The 15,112-nt window shown below is 35.1% G+C and carries 10 protein-coding genes; 2 read left to right on the top strand and 8 right to left on the bottom strand.

Translation table 11 applies throughout. The features are described from left to right. Window positions 1–3: 3 nt before the first annotated feature. Complete coding sequence (locus tag C8J95_RS07650) at window positions 4–1,332, bottom strand: hydroxymethylglutaryl-CoA reductase (RefSeq protein WP_107807834.1); 1,329 nt, start codon at window positions 1,330–1,332, stop codon at window positions 4–6. A gap of 103 nt (window positions 1,333–1,435) precedes the next feature. Continuing rightward, window positions 1,436–3,370, bottom strand: a complete 1,935-nt coding sequence (locus C8J95_RS07645; RefSeq protein ID WP_107807979.1) for an ABC-F family ATP-binding cassette domain-containing protein — start codon at window positions 3,368–3,370, stop codon at window positions 1,436–1,438. Between the two features lie 166 nt (window positions 3,371–3,536). Here C8J95_RS07645 and C8J95_RS07640 point away from each other — a divergent pair, with 166 nt between their 5' ends. Beyond that, window positions 3,537–4,814, top strand: coding sequence for an esterase-like activity of phytase family protein (locus C8J95_RS07640; RefSeq protein WP_185124591.1), 1,278 nt, complete (start codon window positions 3,537–3,539; stop codon window positions 4,812–4,814). Window positions 4,815–4,856: 42 nt separating this feature from the next. Here C8J95_RS07640 and C8J95_RS07635 read toward each other — a convergent pair whose 3' ends face one another. Together C8J95_RS07635 and C8J95_RS18660 are read right to left on the bottom strand one after the other, a co-directional pair. Then, the gene (locus tag C8J95_RS07635) at window positions 4,857–5,465 is read right to left on the bottom strand and encodes a DUF5715 family protein (protein WP_107807833.1); all 609 of its coding nucleotides are present in this window, start codon (window positions 5,463–5,465) and stop codon (window positions 4,857–4,859) included. A gap of 71 nt (window positions 5,466–5,536) precedes the next feature. Further along, window positions 5,537–5,674, bottom strand: coding sequence for a hypothetical protein (locus C8J95_RS18660; RefSeq protein WP_155604411.1), 138 nt, complete (start codon window positions 5,672–5,674; stop codon window positions 5,537–5,539). Window positions 5,675–5,988: 314 nt separating this feature from the next. On the opposite strand from C8J95_RS18660, the gene C8J95_RS07630 reads away from it, so the two are divergent. Then, complete coding sequence (locus C8J95_RS07630) at window positions 5,989–6,813, top strand: carboxypeptidase-like regulatory domain-containing protein (RefSeq protein WP_221407237.1); 825 nt, start codon at window positions 5,989–5,991, stop codon at window positions 6,811–6,813. A gap of 19 nt (window positions 6,814–6,832) precedes the next feature. Here C8J95_RS07630 and C8J95_RS07625 read toward each other — a convergent pair whose 3' ends face one another. From C8J95_RS07625 to C8J95_RS07610, 4 genes are all read right to left on the bottom strand, one after another. Next, window positions 6,833–7,126: a hypothetical protein gene (locus tag C8J95_RS07625; RefSeq protein ID WP_107807832.1), complete on the bottom strand. Its 294-nt coding sequence runs from the start codon at window positions 7,124–7,126 to the stop codon at window positions 6,833–6,835. A gap of 537 nt (window positions 7,127–7,663) precedes the next feature. Further along, window positions 7,664–8,068, bottom strand: coding sequence for a hypothetical protein (locus C8J95_RS07620; protein WP_107807831.1), 405 nt, complete (start codon window positions 8,066–8,068; stop codon window positions 7,664–7,666). Beyond that, window positions 8,049–14,573, bottom strand: coding sequence for an RHS repeat-associated core domain-containing protein (locus tag C8J95_RS07615; protein ID WP_107807830.1), 6,525 nt, complete (start codon window positions 14,571–14,573; stop codon window positions 8,049–8,051). Before C8J95_RS07615 ends, C8J95_RS07620 begins: the two co-directional genes overlap by 20 nt. A gap of 120 nt (window positions 14,574–14,693) precedes the next feature. Beyond that, window positions 14,694–14,921 carry a hypothetical protein gene (locus C8J95_RS07610; protein ID WP_107807829.1) on the bottom strand — a complete coding sequence of 76 codons (228 nt, stop codon included), beginning with the start codon at window positions 14,919–14,921 and terminating at the stop codon, window positions 14,694–14,696. Window positions 14,922–15,112 lie beyond the last annotated feature (191 nt).

The raw sequence follows: 15,112 nt of genomic DNA, 5'->3' as shown, positions 1-15,112 counted from the left end.
ATTTTATTTCTTTCTCAATTTCTCCAGCTCAGCAATCACCTCGTGGTGACTCACTGTTTTATCTTTGAAGTAATTTACAAAATGTTGTTTCTCGGCTTCTGTTGCACCGAACTGATTCAGGATATTGAACAAGTGCATTTTCATATGCCCTTTTTGTATACCTGTAGTTACCAATGAACGAAGTGCTGCAAAATTCTGGGCTAAACCAGAAACCGCAATAATACTCATAAGTTCTGTAGCAGAAGGTTTCCCTAAAAGAGCTAATGAGAATTTAACTAATGGGTGCAGATTTGTTAATCCACCAACAACTCCAACAGAGATAGGAAGATCTAACCAGAATCTGAAAACACCATTATCGGTTGAGCAATGCGTTAAACTTGTATATCTGCCGTCTTTGGAAGCATAAGTATGTGCACAGGCTTCTGTTGCACGGAAGTCGTTTCCGGTAGCAATAACAACCGCATCTACCCCATTCATAATTCCTTTATTATGAGTTGTAGCACGATAAGGCTCGATCTCTGCAATATTTACAGCCTGTTTAAATTTCCAAGCAAATTCTTCCGGAGCAATTCCACTATCATCGATAAGATTTTCAATTTTACAGGAAACCTCAGCTCTGACAACGCAGTCTGGTGTAAAATTGGACAGAATATTCATAATAACACGAAGGGAATCTTTTTCTTCCTGTGTAAATTTATCAGATATCTCAACTTCTTTTTTCAGGGTTTTACCAAACTGTTCCAGGCACGAGTTGATAAAATTAGCTCCCATACTATCTTTGGTATTGAAAGAAGCTTTTATCTGATAGTAGTCCTGCATTTGTGCAGTTTTGTCAACCAACTCAATATCCAGAATTCCGCCACCACGCGAACGCATATTCTTTGTAATATCCTCAGTATCGTCAAATAATCTTTGCTTTAAGACATGGTTAAAGAATGACTGAAGTTTTACACTTTCTCCGTTAAATGTAAAATGGGTATGTCCCAGTTTTTTCTCGTTGATTACAGTAGTCTTGAAACCACCTTTATCTAACCAGAATTTTGCGGACTTGGAGGCTGCAGCCACTACAGAACTTTCTTCTACAGCCATTGGAATTGCTTTTAATTCTCCATCAATCAGAAAATTAGGTGCTATACCATAAGGCATATAAAAGTTGGAAATGGTATTTTCTGAGAACTCTTCATGAAGTTTCTGAAGGTCTGCATTGTCATTCCAGTATTGCTGTAATATATCTGTGTATTGTTGGTTGCCTTCCAGATAAGTACTAACTAACCAATCGATTTTCTTTTGTTTGCTAAGCTTTGAAAAGCCTTCTATAGGCTGATGTTTCATTATTTTATCTTATAAAATATCCTCCCAAAGATACAACATTAAAAACAAAGAAAGCAGATGCGATGCATCTGCTTTTTATCATGAATTGTAGTGATATACACATTTATTCAGCCTCCAGCTGAGCTGCTAAAAATTCCCATTCCTGCAGCGCAAGATCAAGATCTTCTTTCAGCTTTTGGTATTTTTCCAATTGTTCTTCTGTAGGATTTTCTTTAGAGAATCCTTGTTCCATAGCTTCTATCTGACTTTCCAGTTCATTGATTTTTTGCTCGGTTTTAGAAATCTTATTCTGAATATTCTTTTTCTCTTTGCTTACGAATTCCTTTTTAGATTCAACAGGCTTTGGTTCCTCTTTTACCTTTGGAGCCGGAGTTTCTTGTTTCGCTTCTGCAAGTTTAGATTTCTCAATCGAAACTTCACGAATACTTTCTTTTTGTCTGTACTCCAAATACTCGTCAATATTTCCAAGATACTCTTTCATATTTCCGTCTCTGAATTCAAAAATCTTATCCGATAATCCTTGTAAGAATTCACGGTCGTGAGAAATCAGAATCAAAGTTCCTTCAAACTTTTGTAATGCAATCTTAATAATTTCCTTGGACTGAATATCCAAGTGGTTGGTAGGTTCATCCATTATCAATGTATTGAATGGACGTAATAACAGTTTACAAAGAGCCAGACGGTTTCTCTCCCCTCCGGAAAGAACTTTTGTTTTCTTCTGTACATCTTCTCCCTGGAAAAGGAAAGATCCTAACAAGTCTCTAACTCTTGGACGTGTTTCTTCAGTAGCAGCATCTTCAGCCTCTTCCAAAACAGTTTTATTAGGAGATAAAACTTCTTCCTGATTTTGGGCAAAGTAACCGATGTTTACATTATGACCAAGGTTCCATTCTCCGGAATAATCACGAATTTCACCAGCTAAAATTTTCGCCAATGTCGTTTTCCCCTGCCCGTTCTGTCCTAATAAAGCAATCTTCGCTCCTCTTTCTATGAAAAAGTCTACGTTATTGAAAACCTGTTTTTCACCATAAGCTTTTCCTAGCTTTTTGGCTTCAAAAATTACCTTCCCCGGAACAACGGACTGTACGAAACGAATATTGAATTTGGAAACATCATCATTTTCTACCTCAATTCTTTCCAGCTTATCCAGCTTTTTAATAAGGGATTGTGCAAAAGCAGCTTTAGAAGCACTTGCACGGAATTTATTAATCAGATCTTCAGTATGCTTAATCTCTGCATCTTGATTTTTCTTCGCCTGAATTAATTTTTCTTTTCTGTCTTTTCTTAGTTCAAGATACTTGGTATAGTTAGATTTATAGTCGTCAACTTTCCTATTATTGATATCAAAAGTACGGTTACAAACGGATGTCATGAACTGCTTGTCGTGGGAAACAAGCACAATAGCTCCCGGATAATCTTTAAGGAAGTTCTCCAGCCAGATAATAGATTCCATATCTAAGTGGTTGGTAGGCTCATCGAGAAGCATAATATCATTCTTCTGCAGAAGAAGTTTTGCTAGCTCAATACGCATTCTCCACCCTCCGGAAAACTCATCTGTAATTTTCTCGAAATCACTTGCTCTAAAACCAAGACCTAATAATACCTTCTCCATTTCAGCATCCAGATTATATGCATCATGATGAACAAGAAGATCGTTTAGTTCCGTCATTCTGTCAATAAGCTTCGCATACTCTTCACTTTCGTAATCTGTACGTGTTGCCAATCCGACATTTACTTCTTCCAGTTCGGTCTTCATTGCATTGATGCTTTCAAAAGCCTGCATGGTTTCATTCCATACTGTTCTTCCTTTTACAAAGTCCAGATCCTGTTTCAGGAAACCTATAGTAATACTACCATCCGGAACAACATCTCCTTCATAGAAGTTAATTTCGCCGGAAAGCATTTTTAGTAATGTCGATTTCCCTGCACCATTTTTACCTACCAAACCAATTTTATCATTCTTCTTAATGGTAAAATTCACATTCTGGAAAAGATAATTTCCGGCATGATGCAGTCCTAAACTTTGTACTGAAAGCATAATAATTTTCTGTATTAAACGATTCTCTCTAAGAATCTGCAAAAATAGGAAATCTATTTTTTATCCAAAGCCCTGATTTTCTTTTTGTTCATCAAAAGATAATATTCTATTAAAATACTGTAAACACTAAAAAAATATTTTTGCCGCAACTTAATTAACTATTATAATGAGAAAAAAACTTTTATCCATGGCCGTATTAGTGGCTTTGTGCTCTTGCAACAACGACGACAATCCTTTTAAATCTGTTAGCTATCCTGATATGGCAGAGGCTTCTGAGCCAAAAATAATTAACGACATCAATGGTGTTAAGGTTTATAATGGCGGATATGGATCTTCACTTGTACAGGATCCACAGGACAAATCTGTTTTCTATATGCTGACAGACAGGGGTCCTAATATTGATGGACCCGTTAAAGATTCGAAAGTATTCTCTAACCCAGACTTTACACCACAAATCGGGAAGTTTCAGTTAAAAGACGGAAAATTAGTACAAATAGGTGCTATCCTGTTAAAAAATGCGGCCGGAAAAAATCTTACAGGGCTACCTAATCCTAAGGGCTCGGGAGGAACAGGTGAAATTGCTTATGATACTAAAGGAAATGTTCTGAACAATGACATCGACGGTCTGGATTCGGAAGGACTTGCTATAGCTCCGGACGGAACATTCTGGGTAAGTGATGAATATGGCCCGCATATTATCCATTTCGATAAAAACGGAAATACTATTGAAAAGATTAATCCATTTAATACATCGAGAAAAATCCCAAAAGTCTTTGCTAAAAGACGTCCTAATCGCGGTATGGAAGGTCTGTGTATTACCCCGGATGGTAAAACACTGGTAGGCATTATGCAGTTTCCACTGTACAATCCATCTTCGACTGATATGAAAGGTTCTTTAATTATTCGTATCATTACTTTTGATATTGCTTCGGGCAAAACACAACAGTTTGTATATCTTATGGAGAATAAAGATCTGCAGGCAGTTAGTGAGATAGCTGCTGTGGATAACAATACCTTCATTGTACTGGAACGTGACGGAGAGTATGCTACTTCAGCAAATAGAGGTTCTGTTTTCAAGAAGGTATACAAGATTGAACTAGATGGTGCTACGGATGTATCTGATCCTAATAATGGTGAAAACGGAAAACTATATAATGGAAAACCTTTGGAGCAACTTATTAATTTAAGTGGCCTACAACAAAACAATATAGTTCCGGTAAAGAAAACTCTTGTTCTTGATCTGATGACTGATCTGAATACGATTTATCCACACGACAAAGCTGAAGGTATTTTTGTAATTGATAAAAATACAATAGCCATTAGCAATGACGATGACTTCGGTGTAACCGGCAGTGGAAAATACGAACAGAAGGTACTTCCTTCATCCAATACTATCGACAGAAATACAATCTATTTCATTAAGCTAAAGAAGCCTTTAAAATAAATTTCACGAAAACGCCTTCAGATGATCTGAAGGCGTTTTCGTTTAATAGTTTCGTACTGTTACATGATAACAACTTTGTTGTCTTTCTTTAATATAGTAGAGTTTCCCTTCGTCCCTGTAAACATTCAGTACCTTTTCCAGCGCTGCTTCCAATCTAGGGTTAGATTTGTGTCTGTCATTGAAGCGGACATAAGAAATATCAAAAGAGTTACCATAATTATGAGAACTGATTCCTAAAGAGGCATTAGGATTCACTCTCCGCAAGCGGCATTGATCTTCCAGAGTTCTGGTAAGGGAAGTAATTGTAAGTGTACTCCCTTTTGTATTTGCATTAAATTTTTTAGCGATACCCCGAAGTGTAGTTTTGGCTTTTGGAACCAAATAAGCCCGGCTATAATCCAGTTTCTGAATCCGGTAACCTTTCCCAAGATTTCCTATAGAGACAAGCTTTCCTTTTTTAGTGTACTTATGTATACTCTTGGAGTTCTCCAGAATGTTAATATTAAACTTTGCCGAAGCATCGAGATGTTGTTTATAAATGGGGGTTGGCTCCACTTTAAGAACCGTACTAAGATCATAACAACGGGCGGACTGAGACTTGCCTCCTGTCCAGATCAGTACCCCTAAAAAAACAAAAAATAATTTCCTCATTATTAATTTTCATCATTAATAACGTTGTAAAGGCCGTATTTGTTGTATCGATCACTTATTATTTTCCCGTATTATTTTGCTTCACTCATAGAAGTTAAAACATCCGGAAAAAATAAAGCCATAACGAGATAAACAATGATCATCACAACAAGTATCCCAATAACACCAAGCACAAGTCCGTTTGGTATATTTCTGTCAGACTCTTTCATAGCTCAATTATTTAATACTTATTAAATATAAGCATTTTTAAAAGAATTGAATACCCTATAATCAGAGGGTATTCAGAAAACAAATGCCCAATTATCTATTGTAATTACCAATCTACATTTTATTTATCCTCGAGCACAATCTGAAGCAAGGCTAAAATTAATTTAAATTAATTTAGACTAAATAAAAATTTAATCACAACATTTATTACCTTTGCCGCCAAATATATCTATATATGGGGAATAAAACCTTATATCTGATCTCTTCATTATAATAATTCAACAAAAAAATTATCTATTGTAACTAAACCTTCAACATGAAAACAATTAAAACATTTGTTCTTTATTTTATTCTTATTACACTTCCCTTTATGGCCATTGCACAAAAAGAGGAACGTATACATGGAAAAATATTATTTTCTAAACAGGAACCTGTAAAAAATGCAGTTTTAAGAATACTAAATACATCGTATCAGGCAAAAACAAATAATTCAGGAGATTTCTATCTGGATCATGTACCTCCAGGTGAATACACAATGCAGATTGTTCTGAATGATATAGAGATTCTTCAGGAGAAAATCGTGATTGAAAAAAACACATCAGAAATCCCAATTATATACGCTACAGTACACAATGATGAATTAGAAGGGGTTACTGTATATGCCTATAACAGAAATAAATTTTTGGACAGGGACAGTACCTCGATTGCAAAAATGCCACTGAAAAATCTGGAAAATCCACAAGCCTATACCAGTATCAATCATCAGATATTAAAGGAACAATTAACGGTTGACGTTTCGGAGGCTATTAAAAATGTACCCGGTATGGTGAAAATGCAGGGAAGTCCCGGGAGAGGAAGTGGTGATGGAAGTTTTTATTACAGTCTAAGAGGTTTCCCTACTAAAATTTCGATGGTAGATGGGGTTCCGGCAACAACAAACGGAGAAATAGATCCTTCGGATATAGAAAGAATAGAAGTAATTAAGGGACCTTCTGGCACATTATATGGCGGCTCAGTAACTTCTTTCGGAGGTTTAATTAATCTGGTTACTAAAAAACCAAAAGATTATTTCGGCGGAGAGGTATCTTATATGCTGGGAAGCTATAATCTAAACAGGGTAAGAACTCCTCTGTTAATCTGAATCTCTTTCTTATCCATAACTATGGTTTCTGAGCTTTCTCAACAGTTTCGTTAAGCTTTGATGATTCCATTAGCACCGAGCCTACACGTTTATAAACAAAATGTTTTCCGCAGGCTTCTATAGAATAAGTAGCATGTCCCATTCTGTTGATTTTGTCAATAATTTTGACGTCTTGTTTGGGGCAGTCCTGTTCGATAGCTACTGTTTTGATAACTTCTTCGTTAGAATATCCCATTTGACCAATTGGAGATACTCCACAGCTAGATAAAAGGATTGATGTTGCACCACCTAGTAGTAATAATGTTTTTTTCATGATAAGATGAATTGTTTTTAATTCACCTAGTTCCGAAGTGAGGGTTTGTATACAAAGAAAGCGTGGAACTATAACTTAATTTGCAAACAGAGGTTCTGACAAAACCTAATAGCACAAACAAGAATAGCCCACGCCACATGGCATGAGCATCAACTGTTTATTCTGTGCTATGATTGAAACTGTCAGATTTCTGTTTACAGAATAAAAGCTAACGCTTTATATTTTTTCGATATGTAATTGATTGCAAAAATATAACTTTTTACAATCCACTATATTCTAAAATGCAAAATTTGTTCCTAAAAATATTTATGGAATGTTATATCTATGTAACCATAAAACAAAAATAGCACGGAAAATTCCGTGCTATAAAGATGTAAATCAAGCTACACGTACAATATTTATAAGAAGTTGTCATTCCTTTTACACTAAATAGCTTCATACTTTATTTAAAAGAAATGAAAAATATATCATTTAAAATGATAAACTCAGTGATAATTCTGGATATGCAATTTTCGGTTCCATATTTTAGCGTGATCTCTATTTTTTTTCTACAGATACCGCTTCTATATTTACTTCTTCTCCATTTTTTAAGTTCTCCTTAGTAAATGCACTAGTAAAATTTGAAGAACCATAAATACCTATTCCCTTCAGTATAAACCTATATTCTTTAGTACGATCAATTTTAATTTTAATAGAACCAGTAGAATCCGTTCTATATTCTCCAACTTTTTCAAAAGTTTTCGTTAAATACCCATTCTCTTTTTTTCTAACTTCAATAGTATCAAACATATTAATTCTAGACTGTTTGGTTCCACTATTAATAGATTTTATTGTTATGGTAATTTGATTTTCTAGGTCAGTTTTTTTTGTACAACTTAAAATAAAAAAAAACATTATAGAAATATATACAACTGTTTTTGTTTTATGGATGTTTGATTGCATAATCTGTTATATTTAGATGATTCATTAATACTCCAGGGCTATAATAATGACCTGTCAAATCAACGTTTTTAATTACTGGCCATTGAAATTTACCACTTACTGGACTTCCTATAAAAGGGTTATCTGCCCAGAAGAGAATCCCATCAACAGGATTTCTTTGATAATAATTATTTACTTTCATTACATTAGGATGCTTAAATACAAAATCTCCTCCGAAATACATTCCCACTGGATCATATAAATTCACTTCAGCAACATGAATATTCATATCTCCTAATTTATTTGAAATTCTAATAGCTGCTGCTGCACCGCGACTATGTCCATAAATAATAATTTGCTTTCCTTCCTTATGCCCTTCTATTAAATACTTTATAATCTCATCATCGCCACCACCAACAGAACTAGTAAACATTTCACCTCCTTTTCGTTTTACTAATGCCTTTAAATCAGGATTACCACTAGCCCCTTCTCCTCCAGCTCCATAAATTCCAGCTATTACAAACTCGGGCTTGGCAATTATATGCTTCAAATGGTTAAACACAGTTACAATTAGACCTTGAGCCGCTCCCATCCAGAAGTTACCTCCAACAAGTACAGATCCTAGACCTCCTAAAATGATACCGGATGCTGCCTGAGCCCCAAAGCTACCTCCTAAATATTTATTAGCAAAATGGCCTCCTATACTTGCAAAAGCACCACTTAAAAAACCACTGGCAAAACTTCCTCCATTGATAACTGACATAAAGCCTCCGGTGATTCCGTGTGCTAACGCTCTGGCAATCTCTGTTCCTGTTTTACCTAATGCCGCAGCAACATTTCCTGTGGCTCTGAAAACATCTCCAATACCATACGCCATCCCTGCAGAAGCTACAGCCATAAATGCAGAGCTTATCATATTCTCTAAACTGATAGGTCTATTAAAATAATAATCTGTAGCAATTGAAACAAATATTGCTATTGCAACCGCTATTAATAAATCGACCCCAAATGACTCACCGCTCGGATCATTATAAATTAACGGATTGTTAATTACATACGAATACTTATTATATACCTGAGTATTATATGGATCCTGAATATTTTCATCCGCATTTAAGAATCTTCTAAGTAGTGGATCATATAGACGGCCATTCATATGAATAATACCAATATCCTCAAAATGCTCGTGGGATGTATAGCCTCTATTTAAAAGGCGCTCTCCTTCTGCCAGATCCGATAGTCCTCCGGGTTTTCGCCACTTTGCGCACAAACCCCATGCATCATAATGCATTTCCTCTACAAGATTTCCGTCTTCATCACTAATTGCCAAAATACTACCTAAGTAGTCTTTGTGCAAAAATTTATAAGAACCACTGCTCTGTGTGAAGTCTTTCAAATATACTACATTACTTTCATATGGTGTACCACCTATATATAAAATATGCTTCTCCTCTCCGGTTGTGTTATTGTGCACAACCTCAAAACTACCATCTTCACTATAATACTTCGTAAAAGTTCCTTCCCAGGTTGAAACTGCCAAATCATCAATAGTTCCTGTAGCTTTTGCTCCAAAAGTCACAACTTGTCTGGATCCTGTAAGGCCATATTCAAAACGAATATCTCCTTTCTTACCCTGAATGTATAAAGGATCATTATTCTCATTATAAATAATCCTCTGAGTCTGGGCATTAAGATAGTTTTGCTTTCCGGTTGTATTTAGTTTTACACCTGTTGGCTGGTATACTTTTGTAGAGTTTTCAAATTGAATACTTCCCACCTGGTCATTTTCAGTAATACGACCTTGCCCATCATACTTATTTGATGAAAAACCACCTGCTTTAGGGTTTGTCCATTTTATCAGCCTATTATTATCATCATAGGTGAAAATTTCATTCATCACAAAATTACCCTGTCTGGTTCTTTCTTTCAGCTCATTCCTTATTGCATCAAACGAATATTGACTACTGAACATTAAACCTTTTGAGGAGTTATGTAATGTCTGGCTCAGGAAATCATTAGCATCATAAGTATTCTCAATGGTTGATGCTCCTAACTGCGTTCTTACTACCTGTCCCTTAGCATTCGAATCTTGTAATTCCCATAACAATCTGCCATTGGTTTTATCTTTTACCTGATACAACTGACCACTCCATACCTCATATATATTCTCTATTTCTACCATTGTAGTAACACCAGATGATGTAAGGCTCTTTTTATAGGAAACTACACGTGATTTATTGTCATAGACAATATCCTTTTGAGTATAGGTTCTACCATTACTGTTTTCAGTACTTTCCAATACTCTACCAAATGCATCATAAACAATAGTATTAGAATAAGATTTGCCATTCGAGGTACCTGTTTTACCAATTAGAAGCCCCTTGTCATTATAATTAAAGCTAATATTCTTCTCTGTTAAACCTGTGATATTTGATTTTTCTAATAGATTAATCAACTGTCCTTTATCATTGTAGGAATACTCTTTGTAACCTCTTGGGCTGATCTCTTTTTTAATCTGACCAGATCCGTTGTACTCATAGCTATACAATCCATTCGATGGATCATGAAATTTAGATTTTCTACCCCATACATCATACTGCGTCGTAACAGTATTATTACCATATTTAGCTGAGATTTGTTCACCTGCTGCATTAAAGGAGAAATGAATAACCCCACCCTTATCTTCGGAAGAAATAACATTATCTAAAGCATCAGTCGTTTTCTTAGTGATACGCTTGTAACCATTAAGCTCCTCTATTATCGTAGTATGACCATTAACTGAAGTCTCTATTTCTTTACCATTGAAGGCTTTAGCAGTTGCCTCCGGTGGAAATACGCTATCATTATAACTAATGGTATTCCACTTTGGCGTTTCATTATAAATACCCGGAGGATAAATATCAAAGTAAGGCTCTGACTCTGCAATTTTACGACCAAGGATATCATATTTTGTACTTATAGAAATATAGGTATTCTTCCGTTCCCCATCCATATAATCAAACCCGCCGGCTGAACGAATTACACCATCTGAATCGAGTCCTTTAGTTCTTACCTTATACTTTTGTCCTAGCTTATTGGTATAGGTTTCCTTTAGACTACCATCCGGAGCGTATTCTATTAATCTGTTACCTCCATCAGAGAATTTCTCATAGGTACAGGTTGCAATACCTCCTAAGTTTGTTTTACTCATTAAAAGCTTACCCCAACCATCATAAGTATTACTTACGGTACTGCCCAATGGATCTGTTTGTATTTTTACTTGCCCCCAATCATTATATTCGATCATGGTTTCAAGCTCCAAATTATCAGTTTTCTTTACAACAAATCGTCCCTTGGATTCATATTCTGATTTTTGGGTTTGAACCATTGTATCTTCACTATTAGAAACTGCTATTTCTGTTATATTACCAAAACTATCATAGTTGTAACTCTCCTGTATCCAACCACTATTATCTTCATTATATGTTTTAAGCGTTTTTAAAAGATTGTTTTCATAAACGTATTCTTCTTTAGTAGATTTAACATCTCCATAGGCTTGTACAGTTTCTGTTTTCGATGCTGGGCGTCCTATAAAGTAATTCTTACCAACTGCATTTGGGTTATGAACATAATTCATGACCGCAGTTGTGACTGCTAAATCCTCATTAACTTTAGTAACAGTTTCCTTCGGCAGATAATAATCTCCATAAATCATACTGCTTTCTGTGGTAATGTCTTTTAAAAAGTCTTTGGTAATTGTCTTTTTCGGAACAATAGCTTTAACTCCCAATACAGAAGTTGACACATCATATTCAGTAGATTTAAAAGAGAGAAGCTGACCGTTATTCACTGAAATATCATTTGGGAAAATCAGGTTATTATCATCAACTGTCTTTACTGACCACTCCTTTATCGGAAGTCCTTCGTTTAATGGATCAATCTCAGCACCGCTCCAGATTTTGGTATTTTCATATCCACCGGCGTACCATGACGATCTGGCAGACTGCTGAAAACCAATAACTCCTTTCCCACGAAGATGAGAAATCAAATTCCGATATTTAAAATCCTGTTTCCTTCCTTCCTGAAGTAACTGAGATACAAGATATTGGTTATAGTTCTCCTTAATAATAGCATAAGGATATTGTACAGTATTACTGGAAAGATAAAAATTATTTTCAGCAGTAGCAGGCGCATAATGAATTTCTGTTTTGATACCTCCTTGTTGAATTTCCTTGATTCTTGAAATCTTATTAAGCTTTTTACCAAAGTCCCAGGTAATCAACTTGGTTTTATGTACAATTGAAAATTCTGTATTTACCTGTGCTATTCTGAAATTACCAATAAGTGGAATATAATGTTCTCCATATTTTGAATAATTAATATCTTCTCCATTCATATCAAGATCTATACGATCTATCCAATCTGTTTTTGTAAAAATTGGTTTCCCATTGCTATCAACACCATCATTCCTAAAGTAATAGAATCCATATGTAGAATCTTTATTACCCAATTCATCCCACTCATCTCTAGTCCATACTTCTGATTCAAACACTAAAAAGTCACTTTTCCCATCTTTGTTAAAATCTGGCGTAAAATAGCTTCGAACAACATGTGTTGACCTTCTCGGTTTTCCTTTCCAATCAGGTTGGTAAAGATAAAGATCTGGGTAATTATGCTTTACAAATCCTTTTCCAGTGGCCACATACATCACCCAGTCCGATGAATCTTTTGCAACTGGTGCCAGAATATCTGTCTTTCCATCTCCAGTGAAATCACCATAATATGGATAATCCAGATTCGCATCTACTGGAGTAGAGGACACTTTAACAAGCTGATTCTGAGTATTGAATTCATAAACACTAAGTATGCTATCCTTTAATTCTAAAAGACTCGATTTACCACTACCTGTAAAGTTTCCTACTTTTCGGAAATTAAGATCCTTATTGACTATACTAACGGTATCTTTACTTACATTGTAATACAAATTGATGTTTTTAGTTATTGTAGCCTGTCCATCTCTACTATATCCAGCAGGATTTCCCCAATCATCAAATAGCATAGGGTATGCAATTTCAGAATGTTCAATATAAATCATAAAATCTGAAATACCGTCTCCATCAAAATCTCCTTCTGTAATAGATTGAGAGATATCATAGCTATAAGACCAATTTTTATCATCATCTCTTTTTTTGATAAATAACTCGGGATATTGTTTTGTATCAATGCTTTTCAAGAAATTAAGCTCAAAGTCAATACCGTTGAAAGAATAAGAACGAATGTTTAACACTCCACTATCTTCTACCTCCCACGTAAAAATACTTTGTTTATTCAATAGTATATGATCTTTTAGTGCCATTCCAACCGTAAAGACCTTACCTTGATAATTAACATTGATAAATTCCTTATTTCCATCTAATCGATTAAGAACAAGTTTATTACCCCTGAGAAAATCTGGCTTACCATCTCCATTAAAATCACCTACGCTAACATCTTCTTTAAAGATATCATCAAATCTGGAATCTCCCCATTTTATATCACGTGACTTTTCATCTTTTTCGTAGGTAAATAATACCGGAGTAGCTTTTTCTCCCTTAGAATTGCTCTCAGTAATAGATTTAATAAATTCATAAAGATTTGGCCCGTCATAACCAGTATACTCAATATCATATTTTTTAAATAAGCTACCATTGGTAAATACATCAATACTGGACAAAATACGCCCCTGCATAAGTTTCTTTCCTCCTACATAGGAAAGTTCATATAAATTCCGAGAGAGATAAGCAAACTCAATACGATTAAAGTGACTTGTACGAAGATTTTCATTGCCACCCCATTGAATACTACTTATAGAAGCTACATTCTCACTCCATCTAAACCCTTGTACGTACTGATAGGAAATATAATTTCCCTGAGCATCTTTCCATTTTACAATATTAAATTCAGTTGGTGTTCTGGAAGATCTGGAACCATCTACTGGAATATCTACAAAAGGGGCATCTCCATACCATGCCTGAGAACCATCTTCAAAAGTAACTTCAAAATAGATGGGACCGGTTTCTTCACCATTTACCCCCATTGATTTTATTTTAACATTAGAATATTTCTCGGTCACGTATTCCGCTCCATCTTTTCCATATTCTCCTGATATCAGAATTAATCGTTGCCCATTAAATTGATAGAAATCTGAATAATCTAGTTTTATTTCTTTTAATTCTCCATCTTTCTCAATAGTTCTACCCATTCTGGAAATACTGGTAATACCAGAAAGTCCCCATCCATAACCAGCAATTCCATTCCCAGAGCCACTAGCGTAATTTAAGTTGATTTGTGGTGCAATGCTCTTTACTCCCGGAGGCAGTGCTATTGGCAGGGTATATTGCAATTGACCGCCTCCATTAACTTCTATCTGTCCTATAGTATCGTGAAACGGAATTGTTCCAATAGTTCCATAAGGGGTATCTGGAAGTTCATCCCAATTTACATCTATATTGATATCATTTGTATTTGTCACACTATTTGAAAGAGCGACTTTTTGTAAATCTTTCATAATTTGATTTTTTAATTAATTTTTTGTTTTCGTTAAATTTTACTGAAGAATCCGGGAGAACACTTTTTGGTAATTATTGCTTACCATTCTTTTTATTCTCCCTTGATTCAGTTGTTTTTACTACTGTAATTGTAGCTCCCGAAGAATCTGATTTCCGGCTTCGTCGTACATGAAGATCAGGTCAGCATCAGATGGAATGGGTATATTCTTCTTTTCATAGATATAAGCATATCCTATTTTGCTAACACCTACTTTAAATACCTCTTCTGCGGGTAAACCATTCACTGCAAGAGCAGTTTTTTCCCGCACTACTACAGGCGATTCCTGATTTTGATTATTAGTATTCATAACTGTTGTTTTTAATTTTTAGACATAGTTCTCCCTGTTGACCTTTTCTAAGACCAATTTTTAAGGAAGCTTTAAAATTTTATTGATGATTTAAAATGGACAACGGATAATAAATAATGAGCAATAGGCAATGAGTAATTTTGATTTATTGTGGTATTATCTCATTGGTATATTGTTACATTATTACATTG

It is taken from the genome of Elizabethkingia sp. YR214, from assembly GCF_003058195.1.
In the GTDB taxonomy this organism is placed as follows: domain Bacteria; phylum Bacteroidota; class Bacteroidia; order Flavobacteriales; family Weeksellaceae; genus Elizabethkingia.
The sequence above is the reverse complement of the archived record's forward strand: the minus strand, read 5'-3'. Positions and strand labels throughout refer to the sequence as shown.